The sequence below is a fragment of the Bradyrhizobium sp. 172 genome, assembly GCF_023101065.1.
In the GTDB taxonomy this organism is placed as follows: Bacteria; Pseudomonadota; Alphaproteobacteria; order Rhizobiales; family Xanthobacteraceae; genus Bradyrhizobium; species Bradyrhizobium canariense_D.
Window position 1 is genome coordinate 4,035,975 of the sequence record NZ_CP064701.1, and the last position, 20,850, is coordinate 4,056,824.

14 protein-coding genes and 1 pseudogene are annotated in these 20,850 nt (G+C 59.3%); 9 read left to right on the forward strand and 6 right to left on the reverse strand.

Annotated elements, in window-relative coordinates; translation table 11 throughout:
* Nucleotides 1-15 precede the first annotated feature (15 nt).
* From IVB07_RS19530 to IVB07_RS19545, 4 genes and pseudogenes are all read left to right on the forward strand, one after another.
* A complete protein-coding gene (locus IVB07_RS19530) occupies nt 16-2,004 on the forward strand; it encodes a hypothetical protein (protein WP_247478941.1) in 1,989 nt (662 codons plus the stop codon).
* Between the two features lie 44 nt (nt 2,005-2,048).
* Nucleotides 2,049-6,989 (forward strand): calcium-binding protein, encoded by a 4,941-nt coding sequence (locus tag IVB07_RS19535; RefSeq protein WP_247767784.1) that lies wholly within the window; start codon nt 2,049-2,051, stop codon nt 6,987-6,989.
* Nucleotides 6,926-10,495: a calcium-binding protein gene (locus IVB07_RS19540; protein WP_247767785.1), complete on the forward strand. Its 3,570-nt coding sequence runs from the start codon at nt 6,926-6,928 to the stop codon at nt 10,493-10,495. Before IVB07_RS19535 ends, IVB07_RS19540 begins: the two co-directional genes overlap by 64 nt.
* A 158-nt stretch (nt 10,496-10,653) precedes the next feature.
* Nucleotides 10,654-10,809 (forward strand): annotated as a pseudogene (locus tag IVB07_RS19545) (IS3 family transposase); the annotation flags it as partial.
* 20 nt (nt 10,810-10,829) lie between these two features.
* Here IVB07_RS19545 and IVB07_RS19550 read toward each other — a convergent pair.
* From IVB07_RS19550 to IVB07_RS19560, 3 genes are all read right to left on the reverse strand, one after another.
* Complete coding sequence (locus IVB07_RS19550) at nt 10,830-12,308, reverse strand: IS66 family transposase (protein WP_247767807.1); 1,479 nt, start codon at nt 12,306-12,308, stop codon at nt 10,830-10,832.
* 122 nt (nt 12,309-12,430) lie between these two features.
* The gene (tnpB, locus tag IVB07_RS19555) at nt 12,431-12,787 is read right to left on the reverse strand and encodes an IS66 family insertion sequence element accessory protein TnpB (RefSeq protein WP_247767786.1); all 357 of its coding nucleotides are present in this window, start codon (nt 12,785-12,787) and stop codon (nt 12,431-12,433) included.
* Nucleotides 12,784-13,212 (reverse strand): transposase, encoded by a 429-nt coding sequence (locus IVB07_RS19560; protein ID WP_247767787.1) that lies wholly within the window; start codon nt 13,210-13,212, stop codon nt 12,784-12,786. The genes tnpB and IVB07_RS19560 overlap by 4 nt, the downstream gene beginning before the upstream one ends.
* A gap of 350 nt (nt 13,213-13,562) precedes the next feature.
* Between IVB07_RS19560 and IVB07_RS19565 the strand changes: the two genes are divergently transcribed.
* Nucleotides 13,563-13,766 (forward strand): cold-shock protein, encoded by a 204-nt coding sequence (locus tag IVB07_RS19565; RefSeq protein ID WP_085348421.1) that lies wholly within the window; start codon nt 13,563-13,565, stop codon nt 13,764-13,766.
* Nucleotides 13,767-14,133: 367 nt separating this feature from the next.
* Here the strand turns inward: IVB07_RS19565 and IVB07_RS19570 are convergent, their stop codons facing one another.
* Nucleotides 14,134-14,313: a hypothetical protein gene (locus IVB07_RS19570; RefSeq protein WP_247412147.1), complete on the reverse strand. Its 180-nt coding sequence runs from the start codon at nt 14,311-14,313 to the stop codon at nt 14,134-14,136.
* A 554-nt stretch (nt 14,314-14,867) separates the two neighbouring features.
* Here IVB07_RS19570 and IVB07_RS19575 point away from each other — a divergent pair.
* The gene (locus IVB07_RS19575; RefSeq protein WP_247375882.1) at nt 14,868-15,077 is read left to right on the forward strand and encodes a hypothetical protein; all 210 of its coding nucleotides are present in this window, start codon (nt 14,868-14,870) and stop codon (nt 15,075-15,077) included.
* Nucleotides 15,078-15,362: 285 nt separating this feature from the next.
* Nucleotides 15,363-15,764: a hypothetical protein gene (locus tag IVB07_RS19580; protein WP_247375884.1), complete on the forward strand. Its 402-nt coding sequence runs from the start codon at nt 15,363-15,365 to the stop codon at nt 15,762-15,764.
* A gap of 23 nt (nt 15,765-15,787) precedes the next feature.
* On the opposite strand, the gene IVB07_RS19585 is transcribed toward IVB07_RS19580, so the two are convergent.
* A complete protein-coding gene (locus IVB07_RS19585) occupies nt 15,788-16,066 on the reverse strand; it encodes a hypothetical protein (protein WP_247375886.1) in 279 nt (92 codons plus the stop codon).
* 111 nt (nt 16,067-16,177) lie between these two features.
* Between IVB07_RS19585 and IVB07_RS19590 the strand changes: the two genes are divergently transcribed.
* Both IVB07_RS19590 and IVB07_RS19595 read left to right on the forward strand, forming a co-directional pair.
* On the forward strand, nt 16,178-17,173 hold the full coding sequence (locus tag IVB07_RS19590; RefSeq protein ID WP_247767788.1) for an IS30 family transposase: 996 nt from the start codon (nt 16,178-16,180) through the stop codon (nt 17,171-17,173).
* A gap of 1,618 nt (nt 17,174-18,791) precedes the next feature.
* Nucleotides 18,792-18,983 (forward strand): hypothetical protein, encoded by a 192-nt coding sequence (locus tag IVB07_RS19595; RefSeq protein ID WP_247375890.1) that lies wholly within the window; start codon nt 18,792-18,794, stop codon nt 18,981-18,983.
* 133 nt (nt 18,984-19,116) lie between these two features.
* Here the strand turns inward: IVB07_RS19595 and IVB07_RS19600 are convergent, their stop codons facing one another.
* The gene (locus IVB07_RS19600; RefSeq protein WP_247375892.1) at nt 19,117-19,311 is read right to left on the reverse strand and encodes a hypothetical protein; all 195 of its coding nucleotides are present in this window, start codon (nt 19,309-19,311) and stop codon (nt 19,117-19,119) included.
* Nucleotides 19,312-20,850: the final 1,539 nt, after the last annotated feature.

Sequence of the window (20,850 nt, forward strand, 5' to 3'; positions counted from 1 at the left end):
CAGGGGGATAGAGAGATGCCCAAGCTTACAATCAAGATTGCGCCGCCCGGAAGCATGACGAGCGACGGACCGTCGCAGACTGGGCATATGTGGTACGAATTGACTGATGCTCAAGGAAATACGATCAGCTTTGGCTTTCATCCGTTAGAGCCGGGAACGCCGATCGGTGCGGGGACTGTAAGGACTGATGACAATACAAACCACGACACTATCTCATACTCGCAAACTATCGACATATCTCAGTCGCAATACGATAAGCTGAAAGCCTTTGGCGAAAATCCCGGCGGTGGGCAGTTTAGCCCGATCTATAACGGCCTAACAAACAGCTGCATTGACTTCGTATTCAATGCCCTGAAGCAAGTTGATTGGGGAATGCTGCCTGGCAATGAAGGCTTTGTATGGCCCAACCACTGGCTTAACAAAACTTGGATTGACCATTCGCTGGTCCGAATCGATCTATTACGGTTCTTAGGTGAATTCGGTGACAATCTTCGTGAAGCGCTGAAATTGGCGCTCGTTTCGCCGCTTCTATTTATCAATCGCGATCCGCTTGTGCTGGACCTCGATGGTGATGGCGTCGAGCTCTCGTCTCTCGCGGCCTCCTCGGTCCATTTTGACTATAACGGCGATGGCTTCGCAGAACTGACAGGCTGGGTCTCAGGTGACGATGGTATCCTCGCGATCGACGACAACGGCAATGGCCTTATTGACAGCGGCATTGAGCTGTTTGGGTCGTCTACCCAGGACGGTTTTGCTGTCCTCGAGAAGCTGGACACCAACGGTGACGGGAAGATAGATGCGCTAGATCAAGAATTCCATAAGCTTCGCGTTTGGCGTGATCTCAATCAGAACGGTGTATCCGAAGCAGGCGAGCTCGGAACCTTAGCTGACGCAGGGATCGCGTCACTGTCGCTGCAAAGAACCGCAGTAAACGGTACCAACCAAGATAATGGTGTGGGCTTTGGTGCTGTCTTTACGCGCAGCAACGGAAGCACTGGCGATGTCCAATCGATCTATTTTAAGACTGACGGTCAACAGACTGTTGCAGATCACACACAAGCCTATACGCCGCTTGAAGGCGTTGACAAACTGCCTCAGTTGCCAGGCTTTGGGCAGATTGACAATACCGAATACAAGGCCAGCACGGACGAAGGATTCCGGATCGCGTGGACGGCTCTCGCCGATGATGTCTTCACCATGGACCCAGCCGCGCTTCGAGCGAACTTTCGAAGCTTGTTGTTAAACTGGGCTGGTGTTGACGCGATAGATCCTGCTAGCCGGGGCCCCTACGTTGATGCCGCCCATCTTGCTTTTGTTGAAAAGTTCTACGGTGACACTTATCGTGAGCTGCAACGGGACAACGAGCTGCGAACCTATCCGGGGAGCAAAGCTCTCGGTTCAAAAGTCGAAAGTACCTTTGAGCAAATTGCCGATATTTTGGAGTTGTACTTCCTGTCTCAAGTTACATGGAGCGCTTCCGCACGAGGGAACGAGACTTTAGCGGCAGAGAACAGTCCATATCTGTTCTTCAGCATGCTAGACTTCGGCACGTATGCCGCCGGAGAGCCGCAGCCGGCTACACCTGCAAACATCGGAACGGTTGTTGATCTTATGGCTGCATTCGCACCCACGTCGGGTGGCGTGCTTGCGGGTTACCTGGCGAAGGGGCTTCTCGGCCTCGAGGGTCTCGTTCAGTTGAAATTCAACGGCGATCGTGCCGCGTACGAGAGCGCCGTCCTGCCTCATCTAGACGCTGTCCTCGACACGGCTGCTCGCAGTGTGGCAACGCACATCATCGATGGAACAGCGCTTGTTGGATCATCGTATGCTGAAGGCATCAATGGCACCTCCGCCCAGGACGTCTTCATCGGGGGGGCGGCGGCGATCTGCTCAGTGGCGGCAGCGGCAGCGATATCTATGTCTACAACAAGCAAGACGGCGATCTCTGGATCAGGGATGATGGTGCCGCGACCGACACCGATCGGCTCGTTCTCACCGATCTGAACTCGACCGACCTCACCTTCGATCGCATCGGTGACGATCTGCTGATGCGGATTACGGCAACCGGAAAGACGATCGTTATCGATGGCTTCTTTGCGAGCCAAGGCATCGACGTCCTGCGCTTCGCGGATGGCACCGAGTGGGGCCGCTCGCAGCTGGCAGGCGCCAGCGTGTTTCGGGGCGACGGGCACAACAACGTCATCTCGGACTCCGGGGGGCATGACGTCATCCGCGGCGGCAAGGGCGACGACTATATTAGGATCAGTGGGGGCAGCGATACGATCCTCTATAGCAAAGGGGACGGATATGACATCGTTCACGACACGCTCGGCCCGGTCAGTGAGCGCGATACCTTTGTACTGACGGATCTCAACGCCAGCGACATCCAACTGTCGCGGGTTGGCGGTCACCTTCTGCTGACGGTCAAGTCGACCGGCGAGTATATCGACTTCGACAATTTCTTCCCGAACAACAGCGCCGACAGCAAGTCCAAGAACATCGACATCATCAAGTTCGCAGATGGTACGAGTTGGGACCGTGCGCAGATCATGCAGCAGGCCTGGGTTCGTGGCACGGATGGGATGGACACGCTCGCCACCGGCTCAGATCTCAACGACACGATCTACGGCGGCAAAGGTGACGACTTCCTGCAGGGCTGGAACGGGAGCGACACCTACGTCTGGAAGAAGGGCGACGGCAACGACGAGATCTACGATTTTTCTTCGAAGATCGGCAATCCCAGCAATACGGATATCGATACGCTGTGGCTGCAGGACGTCTCAGCGGGTGAGGTGAGTTACTCCTACCAGGACAGCACGCTCCTCATCACGATCAATACAACCGGCGAAATCATCCGCGTTGATGGATTCTTCTCAGGCGTTACCAGCCTCTTGGACGGCAATGCCGGCTACTGGGTCGGTATCGACCAGATCAAATTCCAGGACGGCTCGGCAATCGACCGGGCGCAGATCACCTACAATGCCGGCCGCGACTATCTCGGTTGGGACCCTGTGGTCGTGACCATGGTCGAGCAGGGGTTGATCATTTGGCAGACGTACTGGGATGAGTTCGGCCATGAAGGAAACATCGTCGCCGGCGCGTCGCCCGGCATCGACGATATCTGGAATGCTTCCAGCTATGGCGGACTGGGCGGAACGCTGGGGATTCCGGATGCGCTGCAGCCCAATCCGTTCCACGGTGGCGGCAATAACAGGCTCAACGGTAGCGGCAACATCGACATCATGGCGGGCGGTCTTGGTGCTGACGTCCTAAACGGACTGGCCGGTAATGACGTCCTCTATGGAGACGAAGTTGGGTCGGATACAGTCGGCGGCAACGACGTTCTCCTTGGGGGATTTGGCAACGACGTTCTCTACGGCGGCGGCGGATCGGATTATATCGATGGCTGGATCGGCAGCGACTTTATCTCTGGCGGCGACGGGAAGGATTATATCCTGGCGAACGACGGTGATGACATCGTCATCGGCGGCAAGGGCGACGATATCATCTATAACAACAACGGCGCCGGCAGCGGGAACGATACGTACATTTATGCCAAGGGTGATGGCAACGATCTGATCGTTGAGGGCAATTCGGCGGAAACGGACGTCCTAATTCTCACCGACATCAATTCATACGACGTCGAGCTGTCGCAATCTCTCGACGACCTCCTGATCAAGATCAAGGCGACGGGCGAGGTCATTACCGTCGCGGGTCATTTCATCGGTCTCAACGCGCCGGGTGCGGGGCTCGAATATATCCGGTTTGCGGACGTTCAGTGGGGCCGCACGCAAATTCAGCAGGCCTCCTGGATCCGTGGGACGGACGGCCGCGATATCCTGGATGGCACCCAGACGCTTTCAAGCCACTTTCTCGGTCAAACGTTTCAAGGCGGCAAGGGCGACGATATCATCTATTCCGGCTATCAAAGCGGGAGTGGCAGCGACACGTTCGTCTACGCGAGGGGAGATGGCAACGATACCATCAGTGAACAGACCTGGCGGTCCTTTGGTCCGACCGAGACCGACGTTCTGAAGTTCACGGATATCAGCAGCCCAGACGTCCAGCTGACTCGGTCTGGCGACGATCTGCTGATCAAGATCATCTCGACTAACGAGACGATCACGGTCCTGGGACAGTTCGGCGAGACCCCGGACGCCCCCGGTATGGGTCTCGAAACCATCCAGTTTGCGAACGGTGAGGTCTGGAATCGGGTCGATATCCAGAAGAATGCCTGGTTCCGCGGTACGGACGGACGGGATCTCATCGACGCCCGGATCAGCCGCTGGGACGATACGATCGAAGCCGGCAAGGGCGACGACATCATCTACTCAGGCCTGCAGAGCGTCAGCGGCAACGACACCTTCATCTATTCGAAGGGCGACGGCAACGACACCATCTACGAGAACACCTGGCGCTCGTTCACCGCGACCGACACCGACGTCCTTGTCCTGAAGGATATCCAGGCTTCCGAGGTGAACCTGACCCGCTCCGGCGACAATCTCCTGATTCACATTCTGCCGACCAACGAGACGATCACGATCGTCGGCCAGTTCGGCGATGCCACGGACACCCCGGATTCCGGCATCGAATACATTCGTTTCGCCAATGGCGACCAATGGGGCCGCTCGACCATTTACGGGATCGCGACCAGCAATGCGCCGTTCTTCGCGGGCACCGGTGGAAACGACGTTCTGGTCGGCTCGAGCGCCAACCAGAACTTTTATGGCGAGGCCGGCGACGACCGGATCGACGGACAGGGCGGCAACGACCTCCTCTATGGCGGCCTCGGCAACGACACCCTCCTGCTGAGCGTCAGCGCTCCCGGCGATGTCGCCACCATCAACGGCGGCGTGGGAACCGATACGCTGGACCTCAGCGGCTTCGGGTCTGCGGTATGGGTCGATCTCGTCACCAACGGTGCCGAAGTGCGCACGACCGACCAGGGCGATCTCGCAAGCGGTACCTGGCGTGACATGGCGCAGGTCGAGCAGATCGAAAACATCGTCGGCACCGAATTCTCCGACCAGATCGCCGGCGATGCCGGCAACAATCTGATCGTTGGCGGCGCGGGGAACGACGTGATCGATGCGCGCTCCGGCGATGACGTCGTCTCCGGCGGCAGCGGTGACGACACGCTGACCGGCGGCATGGGCAAGGACAAGCTCGATGGCGGCACCGGTGTCGACGTCCTGAACGGTGGGCTCGACAGCGACATTCTGATCGGCGGCGCCGACAACGACGTCCTGACGGGTGGCACGGGCGGCGACATATTTGTGGTCGGCGTCGGCGACGGTTCGGACACGGTCACGGATTTCACGGCGGGAAGCGGGACGGACCACGATATGGTGCGGTTCGACCGCACCATGCTTGCCGATTTCGCTTCAGTCATTGCCGTCGCGTCGCAGGTCGGCGGCGATGTCATCATCTCCCTCGGGAATGGCGACAATCTCACTTTGCAAAATGTCGATCTTGCCGCGCTGACCGCCGACAACTTCGAGTTTCGGCGGCTCGGTAACGAGGCGCCCACCGCGATTGCTGTGACCGGCGGCTCGGTACAGGAGAACGCTGCGGGCGGAACGGTCGTTGCGACGTTGGCGGCGGTCGATGCCGGTGACGCCGGCGCGCACAGCTTCAGTATTGTGAGTGCAGACGATCTATTCGAGATCGTCGGCAACCAGATCCGTGTCAAGGACGGCGCCGTCCTCGATTTCGAGACGCAGTCGCAGCACGCGCTGGCTGTCAAGGTCGTGGACGACGACGGCATGTCCGTCACGTCGACGGTCGTGATCGGCATCACCGACCAGATCGAGACAGTTGCGGGGACCTCGGGCAAGGACATTCTGGCCGGCGGAGCGGGGTCCGATATCCTGATCGGCGGCGCCAGTGCTGATCGTATCAGTGGCGGCAACGGTTCAGACGAATACCGTTACAATCTCGGGGATGGCAGCGACCGCATCGTCGACAGTGGTGGCAGCGCCGATACCGATCGTTTGGTGCTCGGGAGCGGAATCGATCCCGCCACGATCAAGGTCGGCCGGTCCTCGCTCGATAATTCCGATATCGTGCTGCAGCTTGCGAACGGCGACACCATCGTGCTTCAGGATCAGCTCTCGGCGTCCGCCGGTGCAGGCCTCGAGCAGATCGTCTTTGCCAATGGTGCGGTCTGGAGCCGATCCGACCTGCTCGGTCGGTTGGACGGCCACCTGCTCATCGGCGGTGCCGATACCCAGGCCTTGGCGGGCTCGGGCACAGCCGATGTTTTTGTCGCCGGAAGTGGCGCCGAAACTCTGACCGGGTACGGCGGCAGCGATACCTACCGGGTGGGCGCTGGTGCCGATAACGTCACCATCTCCGAAGATGCCGAGGACGGCACGGATCGGCTCGAACTTGTCGGCCTCAACGCCGCCGACGTCACGTTCATTCAGCGCGGCGCCGACCTCATCGTCAAGAACAAGGCGAACGGTCACACCACGACGATTGCCAATGAGTTCAGCTATGCCCCAACCGGGGTCGAGCAGGTCGCGTTTGCCGATGGAACCGCGTGGGACAAGACGCAGATCGCAGCCCATTCCGTGCTGCCCAATGCAGCCGGAAACTATACGATCCAGGGGACACCGGAGGACGACACCTTCCAGCCGGGGGCCGGAAACGATTTGATCCAGGGCGGCGCCGGCAGCGACACCGTTATCTATGCCTTGGGTGATGGCAGCGACACCATCAACGACGGCTACAACTCCGCCTCGCAGGTTGACGTTCTCAAACTCCTCGATCTCAAGCCCGGCGACGTCATATTCTCGCGGCTCGGATCAGATCTTTCGATCGCGATTCCGGGAAGCGGAGATGTCATCACCGTACAAGAGCAGTTCACCTCGACGAGCGACTATTGGGGCCTCGAGCAGGTCCAGTTCTCCGACGGTACCGCATGGGACCGCAGCGCGATTGCCCTGCAGCATGGATCCGCGGCACCAGCGCGGCGGACACGCTGAACGGCTTTGCGACGGCCGATACGCTGGACGGCGGAGCTGGCGGAGACACGCTTATTGGCGGTGACGGTGGTGACACCTACATCTACCACGTAGGCTCAGGCAACGATGTCATCCAGGAGAGCGGTGCGGACTCCGGCGCGGACGTGGTGAAGCTCGTGGGCCTAAACGCTTCTGACGTAAGCTTTGGCCAGAGCGGCGATGATTTGTTCATCCAGATTAAATCTTCCGCCGAAGTGCTGAGGCTTCAGGGCCAGTTCAACGGGACGAACGGTATTGAGCAAGTCCTGTTCGCCGATGGGACGCGGTGGGATCGCGCACAGATCGCCAATGCGTCCCAGTTGGTGGGGACGGGGGGCAACGATTCCGTCACATTGCCGGCGGACGGTGCGACCATCGATACCGGCGCAGGTGACGATACTCTCAGCGTCAGTGGCAACGGTTCCGATCGGATTATCTTTTATAAGGGTGCGGGGCATGACACGCTCAACAATCCGGGTGCAGGATACGTGCGCGCGGACGTTCTCGATCTCACGGACATCCTTCCATCGGAGGTCCAGCTCACGAGATCGGGCAACCAGCTTATTGTAAGTGTGCCATCAACTGCAGACAGCTTCACCGTTCCCTTGCAGTTCAATGGTAACAGCTATGGGCTCGGCAGCATCAAATTCGCCGACGGCACTATTTGGGACCGCACGGCGATTACTGCCAATGCGTGGCTGCGTGGTACTTCCGGAAACGAATCTTTCGGGCTTCCGGCCACCGGAGTTACGGTCGATGCGGGTGCTGGCGATGACACCATAAGCGTTTCGGGCAATGGCTCGGACCGCATCATTTTCGGAAGCGGCTATGGGCACGATACCCTTACTAACCCCGGCTCTGGCTATAATCGCGACGACACACTTGTTCTGAAGGACCTGAATCGGTCGGATGTTCAATTGAGCCGTAATGGTGACGCCATGACGCTCAAGTTGTTGTCGACGGATGACACCTTTGTCGTGGACTATCAGTTTTGGGGAGATGGCAGCCAAATCCAGGGCCTAACGGGTATTCAGTTCGCCGACGGCACCCTCTGGAATCGCGCGGCAATTACTGAGAATGCTTGGATTCGCGGGACGGTTAACGGAGAAACGCTCTCCGGGCTGTCGTCGAATGACACGATCCTCGGCGATCTTGGAAACGACCGTCTGCAGGGCCGAGATGGCTCGGATACCTACGTCTACAGGTCGGGGGACGGCAACGACGAGATCGATGATCAATCGGCCTCGACGACCGACGTCGACACGATCAAGTTCACCGACCTGAATGCGAGCGATATCGTCCTGAGCCGCGCGGGCAACACCCTGTTTGCAACGGTCACGGCGACCGGTGCCACCATCCAGATCGACAATCAATATTACTCTCAGAGCGCCTACTACGGCGTGGAGAGGCTTCTGTTTGCGAACGGCGACAGTTGGGATCTTCCAACCATTGCCGCGAATGCCTGGTTCCGCGGGGCCGCCGGCAACGACTCGATCTCCGCGGCGTCGTCGAACGACACGATACTCGGCGGCACCGGAAACGATTACCTGCAGGGCCGAGATGGCTCGGATACCTACGTCTACAGGTCGGGGGACGGCAACGACGAGATCGATGATCAATCGGCCTCGACGACCGACGTCGACACGATCAAGTTCACCGACCTGAATGCGAGCGATATCGTCCTGAGCCGCTCGGGCAACGCCCTGTTCGCAACGGTCACGGCGACCGGTGCTACCATCCAAATCGACAATCAATACTACTCTCAGAGCGCCTACTACGGTGTGGAGAGGCTTCTGTTTGCGAACGGCGACAGTTGGGATCTTCCAACCATTGCTGCGAATGCCTGGTTCCGCGGGGCCGCCGGCAACGACTCGATCTCCGCGGCGTCGTCGAACGACACGATACTCGGCGGCACCGGAAACGATTACCTGCAGGGCCGAGATGGCTCGGATACCTACGTCTACAGGTCGGGGGACGGCAACGACGAGATCGATGATCAATCGGCCTCGACGACCGACGTCGACACGATCAAGTTCACCGACCTGAATGCGAGCGATATCGTCCTGAGCCGCGCGGGCAACACCCTGTTTGCAACGGTCACGGCGACCGGTGCCACCATCCAGATCGACAATCAATATTACTCTCAGAGCGCCGACTACGGCGTGGAGAGGCTTCTGTTTGCGAACGGTGACAGTTGGGATCTTCCGACGATTGCCGCGAATGCCTGGTTCCGCGGGACCGCCGGCAACGACTCGATGTCCGCGGCGTCGTCGAACGACACGATACTCGGCGGCACCGGAAACGATTACCTGCAGGGCCGAGATGGCTCGGATACCTACGTCTACAGGTCGGGGGACGGCAACGACGAGATCGATGATCAATCGGCCTCGACGACCGACGTCGACACGATCAAGTTCACCGACCTGAATGCGAGCGATATCGTCCTGAGCCGCTTGGGCAACACCCTGTTTGCAACGGTCACGGCGACCGGTGCCACCATTCAGATCGACAATCAATACTACTCTCAGAGCGCCTACTATGGCGTGGAGAGGCTTCTGTTTGCGAACGGTGACAGTTGGGATCTTCCAACCATTGCCGCGAATGCCTGGTTTCGTGGAACGTCAGGCAACGACTCGCTGAATGGAGCTTCATCGGCTGATACCCTTTTCGGTGGTATGGGAAATGACTACTTGCAGGGCAACGACGGCTCCGATACCTACGTCTACAGATCCGGAGACGGCAACGACGAGATCGCTGATCGGTCCGGCTCCGTCACGGATATCGACACCCTGAAGTTCGCTGATCTGAATGCGAACGACATCACCGTCAGCCGCTCCAGCAACGCTCTGCTCGTTATGGTCAATTCGACCGGCGCAACTATTACGGTCGACGATCACTTCTATTCGCAGACTGCCAATTGGGGCATCGAGAAGCTGCTGTTCGCCGATGGAAGCAGCTGGAACAGCTCCAACATCGCCGACGCCACGTCAACGTTCATCTGGGCCGGCAGTGTCGCGAACGCGACGCTCATGGGCAACGACTACGGCTTGAACATCTTCCAGATTGGCGCGGGCGCAGAGACAATCTATGGCGGAGCGCGGAACAATGTGTACCAGATTACGACGAGCGCTGGACAAGCGCAGATCAACCTTTCCCCAGCGACCGGCTCGAAGAACGAGATCGATTTCCTGAGCGGTATCACCGATCAGAACCTCTGGTTTGAACAATCCGGCAACGATCTGAGGATCGATCTCCTGGGCACTAACACGAGCACAACGATCGGCAACTGGTTCTCGGGAAGCTCGGGTGCATTGCAGGAGATCACCGCCGGAGGTCTCAAGATCGACAGCCAGCTCTCTCAGCTGGTGCAGGCGATGGCGACGTATTCGGCGAACAACACCGGGTTTGATCCGACGAATTCCACGCTTCAGGCGCTACCAAACGACGGCGGGCTGCAGAGCGCGATCGGAGCGGCTTGGCACACTTGAAATCGAGGTCGATTTTATGCGGATTGATATGCCGACGCAGATTGAAAAATTGAGGTAGCCGGCGTCGGCACAATATACTTCGCCGCGCGCCGCCGCCCTTGAACGGCGCATCTATCGCATCCAGCGCTTTCTTCCGCAGGATGGTGCATCTGCTCGCCTACCGCCGGCTGTTCGTGCTGCTTCGCCAGCAGGGCGAGCCGTCCGGGCGGAACCGGATCTACCGTCTGTATCGAGAGGAAGGCCTCAGCGTGCGCAAGCGCCGGGCCCGCCGCCGCGCCGTGGGCACCCGAGCGCCGATACTGGTCGAGGCTCGGCCGAACGGTAAGCGTCGTTCTCACGCCACGGCTTTGAGGGATTGCGCGCGATAGGCCCAGGGAAGCAGCTGATCGATTTCGCTGTTTGGGTGACCGTTGACGATCCTGGTGAGCGCGTCAGTCAGGAAGGCAAGGGGATCGACGTCGTTCAGCTTACAAGTTTCTACCAGGGATGCGATGATGGCCCAGTGCTCGGCGCCGCCGTCGGAGCCAGCGAACAGTGCATTTTTCCGGTTGAGTGCGATCGGACGGATCGAGCGCTCGACGGCGTTGTTGTCGAGCTCGATACGGCCATCATCGATGAAGCGCGTCAGGCCCTCCCAGCGTGAGAGCGCATAGCGGATTGCGTCTGCCAATTTGCCCTTTTGACTGATCAGCGCAAGCTTGGCGCGGAGCCACCGTTCGAACGCTTCCGCCAGCGGTCGGCTTTTCTGTTGCCGAACGAGACGGCGCCCCTCGGCGCTGCGGCCACGGATGTCCTTCTCGACGGCATAGAGCTCGGCGATTTGCTTGAGCGCCTCGCTCGCAATGGGCGCCGGACCGGGTGTGGCAAGCTCGTAGAAGTTACGCCGCATGTGCGACCAGCAGAATGCAAGCCGAACATCGCCACGCTCGGCGAGCTTGCCATAACCGGCATAGCCGTCGACCTGCAGAATCCCCTTGAAGCCTGCCAGATGAGCGATCGGTCGATCGGCTTTGCGATCGGGGGCATAGACATAGGCGACGCCGGGCGGATCTGCGCCGCCCCACGGCCGGTCGTCCGCAGCATAGGTCCAGAGCTGACCGGTCTTGGTGCGCCCACGGCCGGGATCGAGCACCGGCATCGTCGTCTCGTCGGCGAACAGCTTTGGCCGTTGCTTAAGCTTGCCTAGGAGGCGCTCATGCAAGGGACGCAGATGGAAGGCTGCCTGCCCGACCCAGTCCGCCAACGTTGAACGATCGAGCTCAATGCCCTGGCGTGCATAGATTTGCGCTTGCCGATAGAGCGGCAGGTGATCGGCATATTTTGACACCAGAACCTGTGCGACGGTTGCTTCCGTTGGCAGTCCGCCCTCGATCAGCCGAGCCGGAGCTGGCGCCTGCATGACGCCATCCTCGCTAACCCGGCAGGCGTATTTGGGCCGCCGGGTCACGAGGATCCGGAACTGCGCCGGGACCAGGTCCAGCCGCTCGCTTCTATCCTCGCCGACCCGATGTAACTCGCCTTGGCAGCAGGGACAGGTCCTGTCCTCGATGTCGACGATGACCTCGATCCGCGGCAGGTGCGCCGGCAAGGCGCCACGGTTGCCCCGGCGCTTGCGAGCTCGCGCATCACGGCCTTCAGGTGCACTGATGTCCTGTGCCGTCTCGCCGTACGCTGCGACTTGCTCGACGTCTTCCAGGCCCAGCGGCATCTGGTCTTCAGGCAGCGTCTCTGCCCGTCGGCCAAACCGATGCCGCTGCAATTCCTTGATGATCTGACGCAGCCGCTCGCTCTCGCACCGCTCGGCGAGCAGCATCGCTTTCAGCGTCTCCGGATCGTCAGGCAGGACGTCGCTCACAGCCAAATCAGAGCATATTCGCCGCCATCTGGCGACGCATCCGACGGTCCTGATTCACTTCGCCGCAGCGTTGCCAACAACTACCCGGGCTGCGCTGGCGCCGGCGTCCCCCGTGCCTCGTGCACAAGCCGCCAGTCGAGTCCTTCCAGCAGCGCCGACAATTGCGCTGCCGACAGGCGCATCACACCGTCCTCGATCTTCGGCCAGCGGAAGGTCCCATCCTCAAGCCTCTTGGCGAACAGGCACAGGCCCGTTCCATCCCAGAACACCAGCTTGATCCGGTCCGCCCGCTTGGCCCGGAACACATAGACAGCTCCCGAGAATGGATCTGCACCCATGCTCTCGCGCACCAGGGTCGCAAGACCCTCCATGCCCTTGCGGAAGTCTACCGGCTTGGTCGCCACCATCACCCGGACCGCAGCTGACGGACCGATCACCGGCTCGCCTTCAGCGCCTGGACAATCGACGCAATCATCGCCGTATCCGCTCCACGACCGGCTCGGATCGTGATGCCGTCGACTTCAATCTCGATGATCCCGCTATCTGCCTTGCGCACCGTTTTGCGCTCCCGGTGAGCACTTGGCGCCGGTACCACTGCGTCCACCACCGCCGGCACAAACTGTACTTCGTTAGCTTCGGAATGACCGCCTGCTGCTTCTCGCAACTGACGTCGCCAGCCAAACAGCTGCTGCGGCGACAATCCATGCCGTCGAGCCACGGAACACACCGAGTCGCCACTCGCCACGATCTCCGCGACGATCCGCACCTTGTCCTCGTCGCTCCACTTCCGCCGACGACCGGCTCCGGTGAAGACCTCGAGCCGCCGCACCGGCTCCGTGATAGCAGTATGCACTGTGTCCATTCTAAGCCTAACGGTCGAAACCGAACCGCAGACTCGCAGATCACACCGTCATCGGGTAGGTGGCCGCTGAACAGCGCTTACAATTATGGCAGCTAGCATGCCGCCAAACCACCGCTTACAGGTTGGGCAGTCGTACAGGCGCACGCCGGATGCCTGTATTAGCACCTGTGTCCCGGCAGGAGGGCGTCACCGCGCGCTGCGGCTGCAATCAAGGGCGCGAAGATGGCGGGTGTTGTGACGGGGGAGGACCATCGGCTATCCAACCCATTGCGCGAAAGCGCGTCCGCACGAGCCTTGCTTTTGTCGAGATTCGGATACTAGTTTTCGTTTTTGAAAAATGGAGAAGTTAAGTGGCTATGGGGACGGTGAAGTGGTTCAACCCGACGAAGGGTTACGGGTTCATTCAACCTGACAACGGCGGCAAGGACGTCTTCGTCCATATCTCAGCGGTTGAGAAGGCTGGTTACACCTCCTTGGCAGAGGGAGCCAAGGTTAGCTTCGATGTCGTGAACAACCGCGGAAAAGACTCGGCTGAAAATCTACGGATGGGGTGAGGCCCTCCAAACGCGCCGTGAAGATAGGCGCCACAGGAAAAGGCCGCAGCGGCGGACCACTGCGGCCTGCCGGGTAAAATGAAGACGTGAAATATTGATTCCAGCCCCGGCAACACAAGCCTAGAGCGACAGTGCGGGGGCGCAATGTCGTTGATGTCACACTTATGGAAAACTTAAACGTCAGTCTTGCTGACTGAGGGAGGGCCCGCCGGGGCTGGCGGTAGCGAGCCCTCAACCTCTAGCACGAGGCCGCGAGGTTCTGCGGCGCATCGCAAGACGAATAATCTGCACCCGAGCGTGTCAGATTGATGTCAAACCAGTATCGAAATTCGGCAGGTCGGTTCTGTGTGAGCCAGCGAGCTTTCAATCACCGCTGATGGCCCAGACCAATTCCCAAGTAGAGCGCCTTCTGACGTAGCGAGCCCTCGGTTCGCTTGGTCATCTTGGCTATTTTCACGACAGGCGTTCGTGCCTTTGAGTGCGCCTTGAGTTCCTTGACGTCGGACGTGGTCCACTCGCGACGAACTACTTGTTTCTTCTTAGGCAAGCGGCGCTCCTTCAATCTTGAGGGCGCGGTCTAACAACATAATGCGCAGTTCGCAAGCAGCGCACTTAACCGATCCATTGCGCGAAGGCGCGCCTGCTGGTTCGGCTTACTCGGCCTCGCTGCCTGCGGAAACGTTGTAACCGACCGTAGACGGCCTGGCGACTGCGACCCAAGCGCTCGCCAAGCTCGGTTGCAGTCATGCCCTCATCGAGTAGCGCAAGTAGTTGTGCTTCTTCTTCAGGCGACCACGGGCGGATCTCTTGTCGATCGTTGGACATCGATTCATGCCAGCACAGGCGCTGCGGAGCGCCATCGTACGTCAAGATCGTAAACGATGAGTTCCAGGTTTGGCGCGCGTTGACCGCAGCAACAACGCTCGACGCCTCCCGCTAGACAGCGTGGTAACGCTAGCTGACCTTGTGCGACGACACACGCGGCGGGGTCTGTGAGGAGGGTGCCCGGTGATCCGCTTGCCAAGACCCTGTCGCTTTTGACAGGTGCGGGCCGTCCCGACGTGTGGACATGATCGCGTCTTAAAGACGAGGGCCGCGGATATGCGACGTTACTACTTCCCGATTTTACACAACGGCGAGACACAGGCGGACGATGTGGGAGAGCTATTTCGCTCCGCTGAGTTGGCGGTCCAATACGGCGCCCGTGTCGCGCGCGATATCGCCAGCGATCCAGATTGCGACCGTGATGCGGGCACAGTCGTGATCGTGGTTGACGCCTACGGTGCCGAGATCGCGCGGCATAAGGTCTAGGGCAGACGGAAGCGGTGGAGGTGAGGGCGGCAATGTTGCTTCTGTCTGACGCCCCCGTGTACACTCGGGCATGCCCTCAAGGATCGATACCTACACCTCGGTTGCAAAGGCCGTTTCGGCGTCCCTGGAATTCCTCAAGGAGGTTTGGCCTTACATTGGGGGTGCGGTGATGGCTGTTGTGGTTGCTGCTTGGCCTATCTCACACAGTGGGGCTACATACCGGTCCTTCTATTCTCCCTCGGCGCCTTCGTACTTAGCTTGTTTGGGCTAAGGCTGCTTAGAGGCATGCCACCAAAGGAAGATGCGGTTGTGGGCAATGAGTCAACAAAGCCGACGGGGAACGTTTACGTAACCTCCCATAACCAGTCGGGCGGCATCACCGCTCAGAATGTCCACGTTAATGCCGCGTCGCAGCGGGTGATGGGCGACAGTTTAAAGTCGGGCCTGCTCAACGCAGTGCCGAGAAATAAGCTGGTGGTTGTTTGGGGCGCCATGGGAAGCCACGAGTCATATGTCCTGGCCAGCGAGATATTCGCTTTTTTGAAAAGGAACGACTTCCGCCTCTTCGGCAACTCCGCCCAACAGCAGATGTTCGTTACGCCGCTACATGGAATCCGACTTCGCGACGAGGAAGGCGAGAACTTTCATGTTGAGGTCGGGCTGCCCGATGGCTCTGAGGTTCGTTAGACAGAAAGCGTTTGGCGCGGCTTTTACGACCACTTGCCCATAGCGCGTCCCGCGTTCACCAAGAATGTTCCAAAGGTGCCAATCGCAGCGAAGATCGCGATCCATCTTTCAACCGTGCCCAAGCGTATGGCGTTGCGTGTAACGACCTCTTTTCCGTCCCAATAAAGTTTGCCGGATCTCTCGTGGATTCCAAGCAATGCTGAACCCTTTACGGAGATCGCATATACATCTTCCGGCCATTCGGGCGGCCGCTCGGTTGAGAGACGATATTTGCGAACGACTTCCCAATCGACGTCGGACATTCTGGCTCCTTAGATGTTCAGCGGAGTATTCGAATCAAATCCCAGGGCTTAGTCAGGCTCGGGGCCTGAGTTCACAAACGAAGTGCAACACTTCCATCTGGAGGTGTTGCCATGGGGCGGACTTACAAACAGCTCTCCCTTGACGATCGATGCGAGATTGCCCGCCTTTCGGCCAATGGCGGCTCGGTCGGGCAAATCGCGGCAGCTTTGGATCGGCCGCCATCAACGATCTCTCGGGAGCTGAGGCGGAACCGTGGCAGGCAAGTCGGCTACAAGCCAAGCTATGCTCAGCAGCAGACCCGGGCGCGGCGCTGGAAGGGCTCTCGCCTCGAGCGGGACGCCAGCTTGCGCCGCGAGGTCTTGGCAGGCTTGAGCCGCGGTTGGTCACCCGAACAGGTCGCAGGCAGGCTGGCCCGGGAACGTGGCCGTAGGGTGATCTCCTGCGAGAGCATCTACCGCTTCATCTACGCCCAGATCACACGCACGACGGACTTCACCTGGCGGCGCTATCTGCCTCGAGGCAAGAGCAAGCGAGGCCACCGCGGCAAACGAGGCGGGAGCCCCGCAAGCTTCATCGAAGGCCGTGTTTCGCTGGCAGAACGGCCTGCCGAGGTCGCCGATCGCAAAGTCCCGGGCCACTGGGAAGCCGATCTGATGATGTTCTCCAAATACCGGCAGGCCATCCTGGCCGTCCACGAGCGAACCTCGCGCCTGCTGCTCGCCGTTCCCATCGAACGCAAGTTCGCCGCCGGTATCGCTAGCCATCTCGTACGCCTGTTCAAAGCCGTACCGGAGGCACTGCGCCGTACCGTCACCTTCGACAACGGCACCGAGTTCGCCGCCCACCTTTCCTTGCAGAGCCTCTTGATGAAGACCTTCTTCTGCGACCCGCACGCGCCGTGGCAAAAGGGCGGCATCGAGAACGCCATCGGCCGCTTGCGCCGCTTCATCCCCCGAAAGACCGACCTCGAAAAGCTCCCAACCAGGCGCTTCCGTCAGTCCATTGCCGCCTACAACAACACCCCGCGCAAATGCCTTGACTTCAGAACCCCGGCAGAGGCCTTCTCCTCTCAACTGTTGCACTTCGAGTGTGAATCCACCGGGTGAAGGGTTCATCCGGTGATGTAGCTCTGACACTCGCTCGAAGAGGGGGCTCAGCTCTCTAAGCGAATGTTCAGCGACCGCCAAGAGCGTCAATCCCGCGATTATCGCAGGAACGTCGCGCATTGCCTTCACGGCGTCATATGTCACGGTGCCGTTGCCGTAGTCGGTCGTCGTAAACATCTGATGATGACCGAGGGAGTTTGGGTGGCACCGCTCCGACAAGCGATTGTAATGGCTTAGTGCCCCCGGCAAAAGCTTATCCAGCTTTTCAACGTGGGTGAGCGCATTTACCGTTTTGAACGCGGGAGACTGCTTCAACCATTCTTCGTCGCGGCTGGAAAAAATCCTGTTCATCGCGAGTTCGTCAAGTCCCTCCAGATCCTCGGCGTCGAGTAGCTTGGACACGCGCCCTTCGAAATCGACAAGTAGAGCAACAGTTTCAACGAGCGCTCGTGTGCAGAGAAAGGCCGGTAGCGGCATCGCATGATTCCAGGAGAGTGCCGTCCCTTCGGCAAGCGCTACGACCCTATAGAGCACAGCCTCTGCGAAGGTCTCAATTTTCCATCCGATTTTCGATCGGGCCAGGTGACCGGCCACAGTAATCGTTGGTCGGCGCCGCTTCGAAAGCCGCACAATTTCATCATTGATCGACGTTAGCGCCTCCGCGTCGCGCGGAGCGATTTCGTCAGTTATTTGGAACTGTTGAATTGGCAGGACAGGCATCTGAAAAGGTCCATTAAAGCCTTACCGAACAGCAACCAGAGCGAGAGCGCAAGGCCAGCAACCGGTGGATTGCCACCAATCATCCTTTGACCCGCCGCGACTCAGGCACGCTCTTCCACAGCGCAATCAAGCGCTGTGTGGAGGCGAGCATGTCGCGTGTCCAAGCATATCGATCACATGAGGAGCGTAGTGCGGCCAGATGGAAGTGGATGAACGAGCCTCCCGGCATGACACCTGGACTTGCCGACGAGTTCATGCGGCGACTAGAGAGAGGCGAAACGCTGCGAAAGATCACGTCGGGCGATAAGCGATGCGGTCCCGCTTTGGTGACCCCGCAACGCTTCAAAAAGCATTGTGAGTTGGATCCTGAGTGGGCTGTTGAGGCAATGCGGCTCGCGAAGCTAAACGCAAAAGCCGCTGACGCTCTCAAGTCACCCATCCTGCGAGGAAGGATGCATTGTAATCGCGGCGACTCGCTAGAAGGGGCAAGGATCTACCGGTGAGATGGCTACCCGTACCGGTTTTGCCTTGAGTGCCGAAAGATAGTCGATGCGAAGGGAGGCATTCTTCGCCCCGAAAAGGGAGAGCAGATCAAAACGGCGCTGCAGGACCCGAATGCTACGATCAGCAGCATCACGGACAGCGGCAGCCCTGGCTATCTGCTCCGACACGTATCGTTGCAGGCATACCGGCGCGCGGATCCCGAGATAGAGCACCTCGTCACCGTAGTTGTCGCCCGGGCATCGATCACCGCCGGCCGCAGTCAGCGGCTGCGCTATCAGCGAATTAGGAACAATGTCGTTCGCGAACAGAACAACGATTTCTACAAGATCATTGCTATGTTGCCGGAAAATTTTCCGATAAAATTGATGTTGTTGCGGCGATTTTTGAGGACCTGATGACGGGCGCTTTGAAGCGCGAAGACGTCAGAACTCGGGTGAAATCCTACGTGGCCGCGCACAACAAGTTGTTTCCAACCAAGTATGCGAAGTTCGGCAACAGCCTGCTGCTGGCTTTGGATGAAGCCATTTTTGACGACGGCGGCGGCAGACGTGGTGACAACGTGACCCACGGCCTCTGGGCTGCTTAAGCTTGGTGGAGGCCGCAGGTCACCACTTGCGGCGCCTGCGGCCTTTGCCAATAACGTTCCGCACGATCGGTATGGCGATCGAGTGAAGCTCAACCGCGCCCGGTGAGCAATACCAGAACGCGGGATTTCGGCTCTACGGGTCGACGACCACGTGACAGGGAGCATACTTCTCGCCGCAAGGGCTTTTTCTCGTGACCGAAAAGCGGATGTCATCGGTGTGCTCCTCAACCTTGAGCACGGCTCGCCACGTGAGGATCTGAAGGGCGATTATTCCGGTCAAAAGCAGAGCAACTTTGTTGCGCGCTAACGTGTCCCAGAACCTGTGCATGACTTCTCCTTAAGTTCGGCCGCTGTGAGCGGCACCTGTCATGGAGAACGCCGATGCGCAATCCCCCCGGAAGGGGATGGATTTTTGAGCAAATCAGGAGCAGCATGTCCGTGGGCCTCAGAACCCGGACCAGTGCTATAGCCGCATCATGCTTGGTCAACATGTCCACTCGATTGGCGTCGAGGGGTCTCGGCTGAATGACGACCGGGATTTCCCCGGACAGAGGATGACGAACCTTCACTAGGCGCGCTGGAAGGCCATACTGATCAACAGGCTTGGCATGTGGCGTCAGTCAGCGACTACGAGTTAGACCACTCGGAGAGCGGCATTGGCGACCTCGATGGCCTGCTCGAACAGATCGGAAGGCAGGACTGGCAGCAAGGAGCGATGGCATGACCCAGCCGCCCCTAGATCTTCTCAGGGAGGCACGGAACCTCACTAGCCTGCTTGTCATTGTCCTCGCCGGTCCCGACGCGGACACAAGGTTCGCCAAATGGCGTCTTGAACGTCGGCGCCGCTGAATCTCATCAAAGGCCCGCCGGTTCACGCTGGCGGGCCTCTCTCCCAGGGCGAACTGGTGCTATAATTTGAGGATCGATTCTTCGGGCAATCGGTTGGATGGGCATGCGCATCCAGGTCTTTATGTGGGCAGGTTCGCTGACCCTCGGCGGTCTCATCGTCTCAGCTTGCGCGCATTCAACTGATTCCAACTCGCCGTCAGCTATTCGCTCTGGGGCACCATGGGCGCGAGACCTCAACGAGCCGCCCCCAAGTAGAGAACCCGCCGGTGCGACAATGCCGCAGATAAAGGCGGATCTAGATGCTGCGCGTGTGAAAGCTTCTCGCTAGCTAAAATGCCGGCGTAAGTGGCCCGCCGGTTCACACGGGCGGGCTAGTGCTTCTCTAGGCCTTCTGAGGCTTCGTCTGATCGTCCTCCCGCATCTGCCCTGTGCCGTGGCACGCCGAGCAGACAGGTTGTGGCGGTATAGGGCGCCCCATCTGAGCGGACGCATCACCAGAACGAAGCCGTCGATACAATTCGGGCACTTCATGATTGCTCTCCAATCGGCCACCATTGGCCGCGTGGATGAGAGTGAAGCAATTGGGCGGGCCAGCAACGCACCGGCCCTGGTTCACGCTGGCGGGCCCGTTGTTCTCCCGGCGAGAACAGATCGCGATAATAATAAATCTTCGTTTGTTCCCTGCGCGTGTATTTATAAGCGGAACACCTAGAAGTAAGGCCGCCTCAGTTGGCGGCCTCTTTCCTGTGTGCCGGTTTACGCCGGCAGGGCTTTTCGCGTGAACGAAAGTTCTGAATCAGTAGCGCCGATAGTATCGATGGGCATAAGGCCGACGGACGACGACTACGCCGCGGCGATAGGCGGGACGATAGACCGGGCGAGTTCGGACACATCCGTGCCGGCCGCACACCATTGCTACTGTCTCAACGTTCGCGACGTTGTTGGATTGTCCCAGCGGAGCAACTGGCATTGCCGATGCCGTTGCAATTGTGAATGCGGTCCCACCGAGAACGGACAG

Excerpts from the sequence above, each read along its gene's own strand:
- IVB07_RS19595 (WP_247375890.1), top strand. The coding sequence starts at position 18,792 with ATGACGGGCGCTTTGAAGCGCGAAGACGTCAGAACTCGGGTGAAATCC.
- IVB07_RS19580 (WP_247375884.1), top strand. The coding sequence starts at position 15,363 with ATGCCACCAAAGGAAGATGCGGTTGTGGGCAATGAGTCAACAAAGCCG.
- IVB07_RS19590 (WP_247767788.1), top strand. The coding sequence starts at position 16,178 with ATGGGGCGGACTTACAAACAGCTCTCCCTTGACGATCGATGCGAGATT.
- IVB07_RS19530 (WP_247478941.1), top strand. The coding sequence starts at position 16 with ATGCCCAAGCTTACAATCAAGATTGCGCCGCCCGGAAGCATGACGAGC.
- IVB07_RS19540 (WP_247767785.1), top strand. The coding sequence starts at position 6,926 with ATGGGACCGCAGCGCGATTGCCCTGCAGCATGGATCCGCGGCACCAGC.
- IVB07_RS19575 (WP_247375882.1), top strand. The coding sequence starts at position 14,868 with ATGCGACGTTACTACTTCCCGATTTTACACAACGGCGAGACACAGGCG.
- IVB07_RS19585 (WP_247375886.1), bottom strand. The coding sequence starts at position 16,066 with ATGTCCGACGTCGATTGGGAAGTCGTTCGCAAATATCGTCTCTCAACC.
- IVB07_RS19600 (WP_247375892.1), bottom strand. The coding sequence starts at position 19,311 with ATGCACAGGTTCTGGGACACGTTAGCGCGCAACAAAGTTGCTCTGCTT.
- IVB07_RS19535 (WP_247767784.1), top strand. The coding sequence starts at position 2,049 with ATGCGGATTACGGCAACCGGAAAGACGATCGTTATCGATGGCTTCTTT.
- IVB07_RS19550 (WP_247767807.1), bottom strand. The coding sequence starts at position 12,308 with ATGCTGCTCGCCGAGCGGTGCGAGAGCGAGCGGCTGCGTCAGATCATC.
- IVB07_RS19560 (WP_247767787.1), bottom strand. The coding sequence starts at position 13,212 with ATGGACACAGTGCATACTGCTATCACGGAGCCGGTGCGGCGGCTCGAG.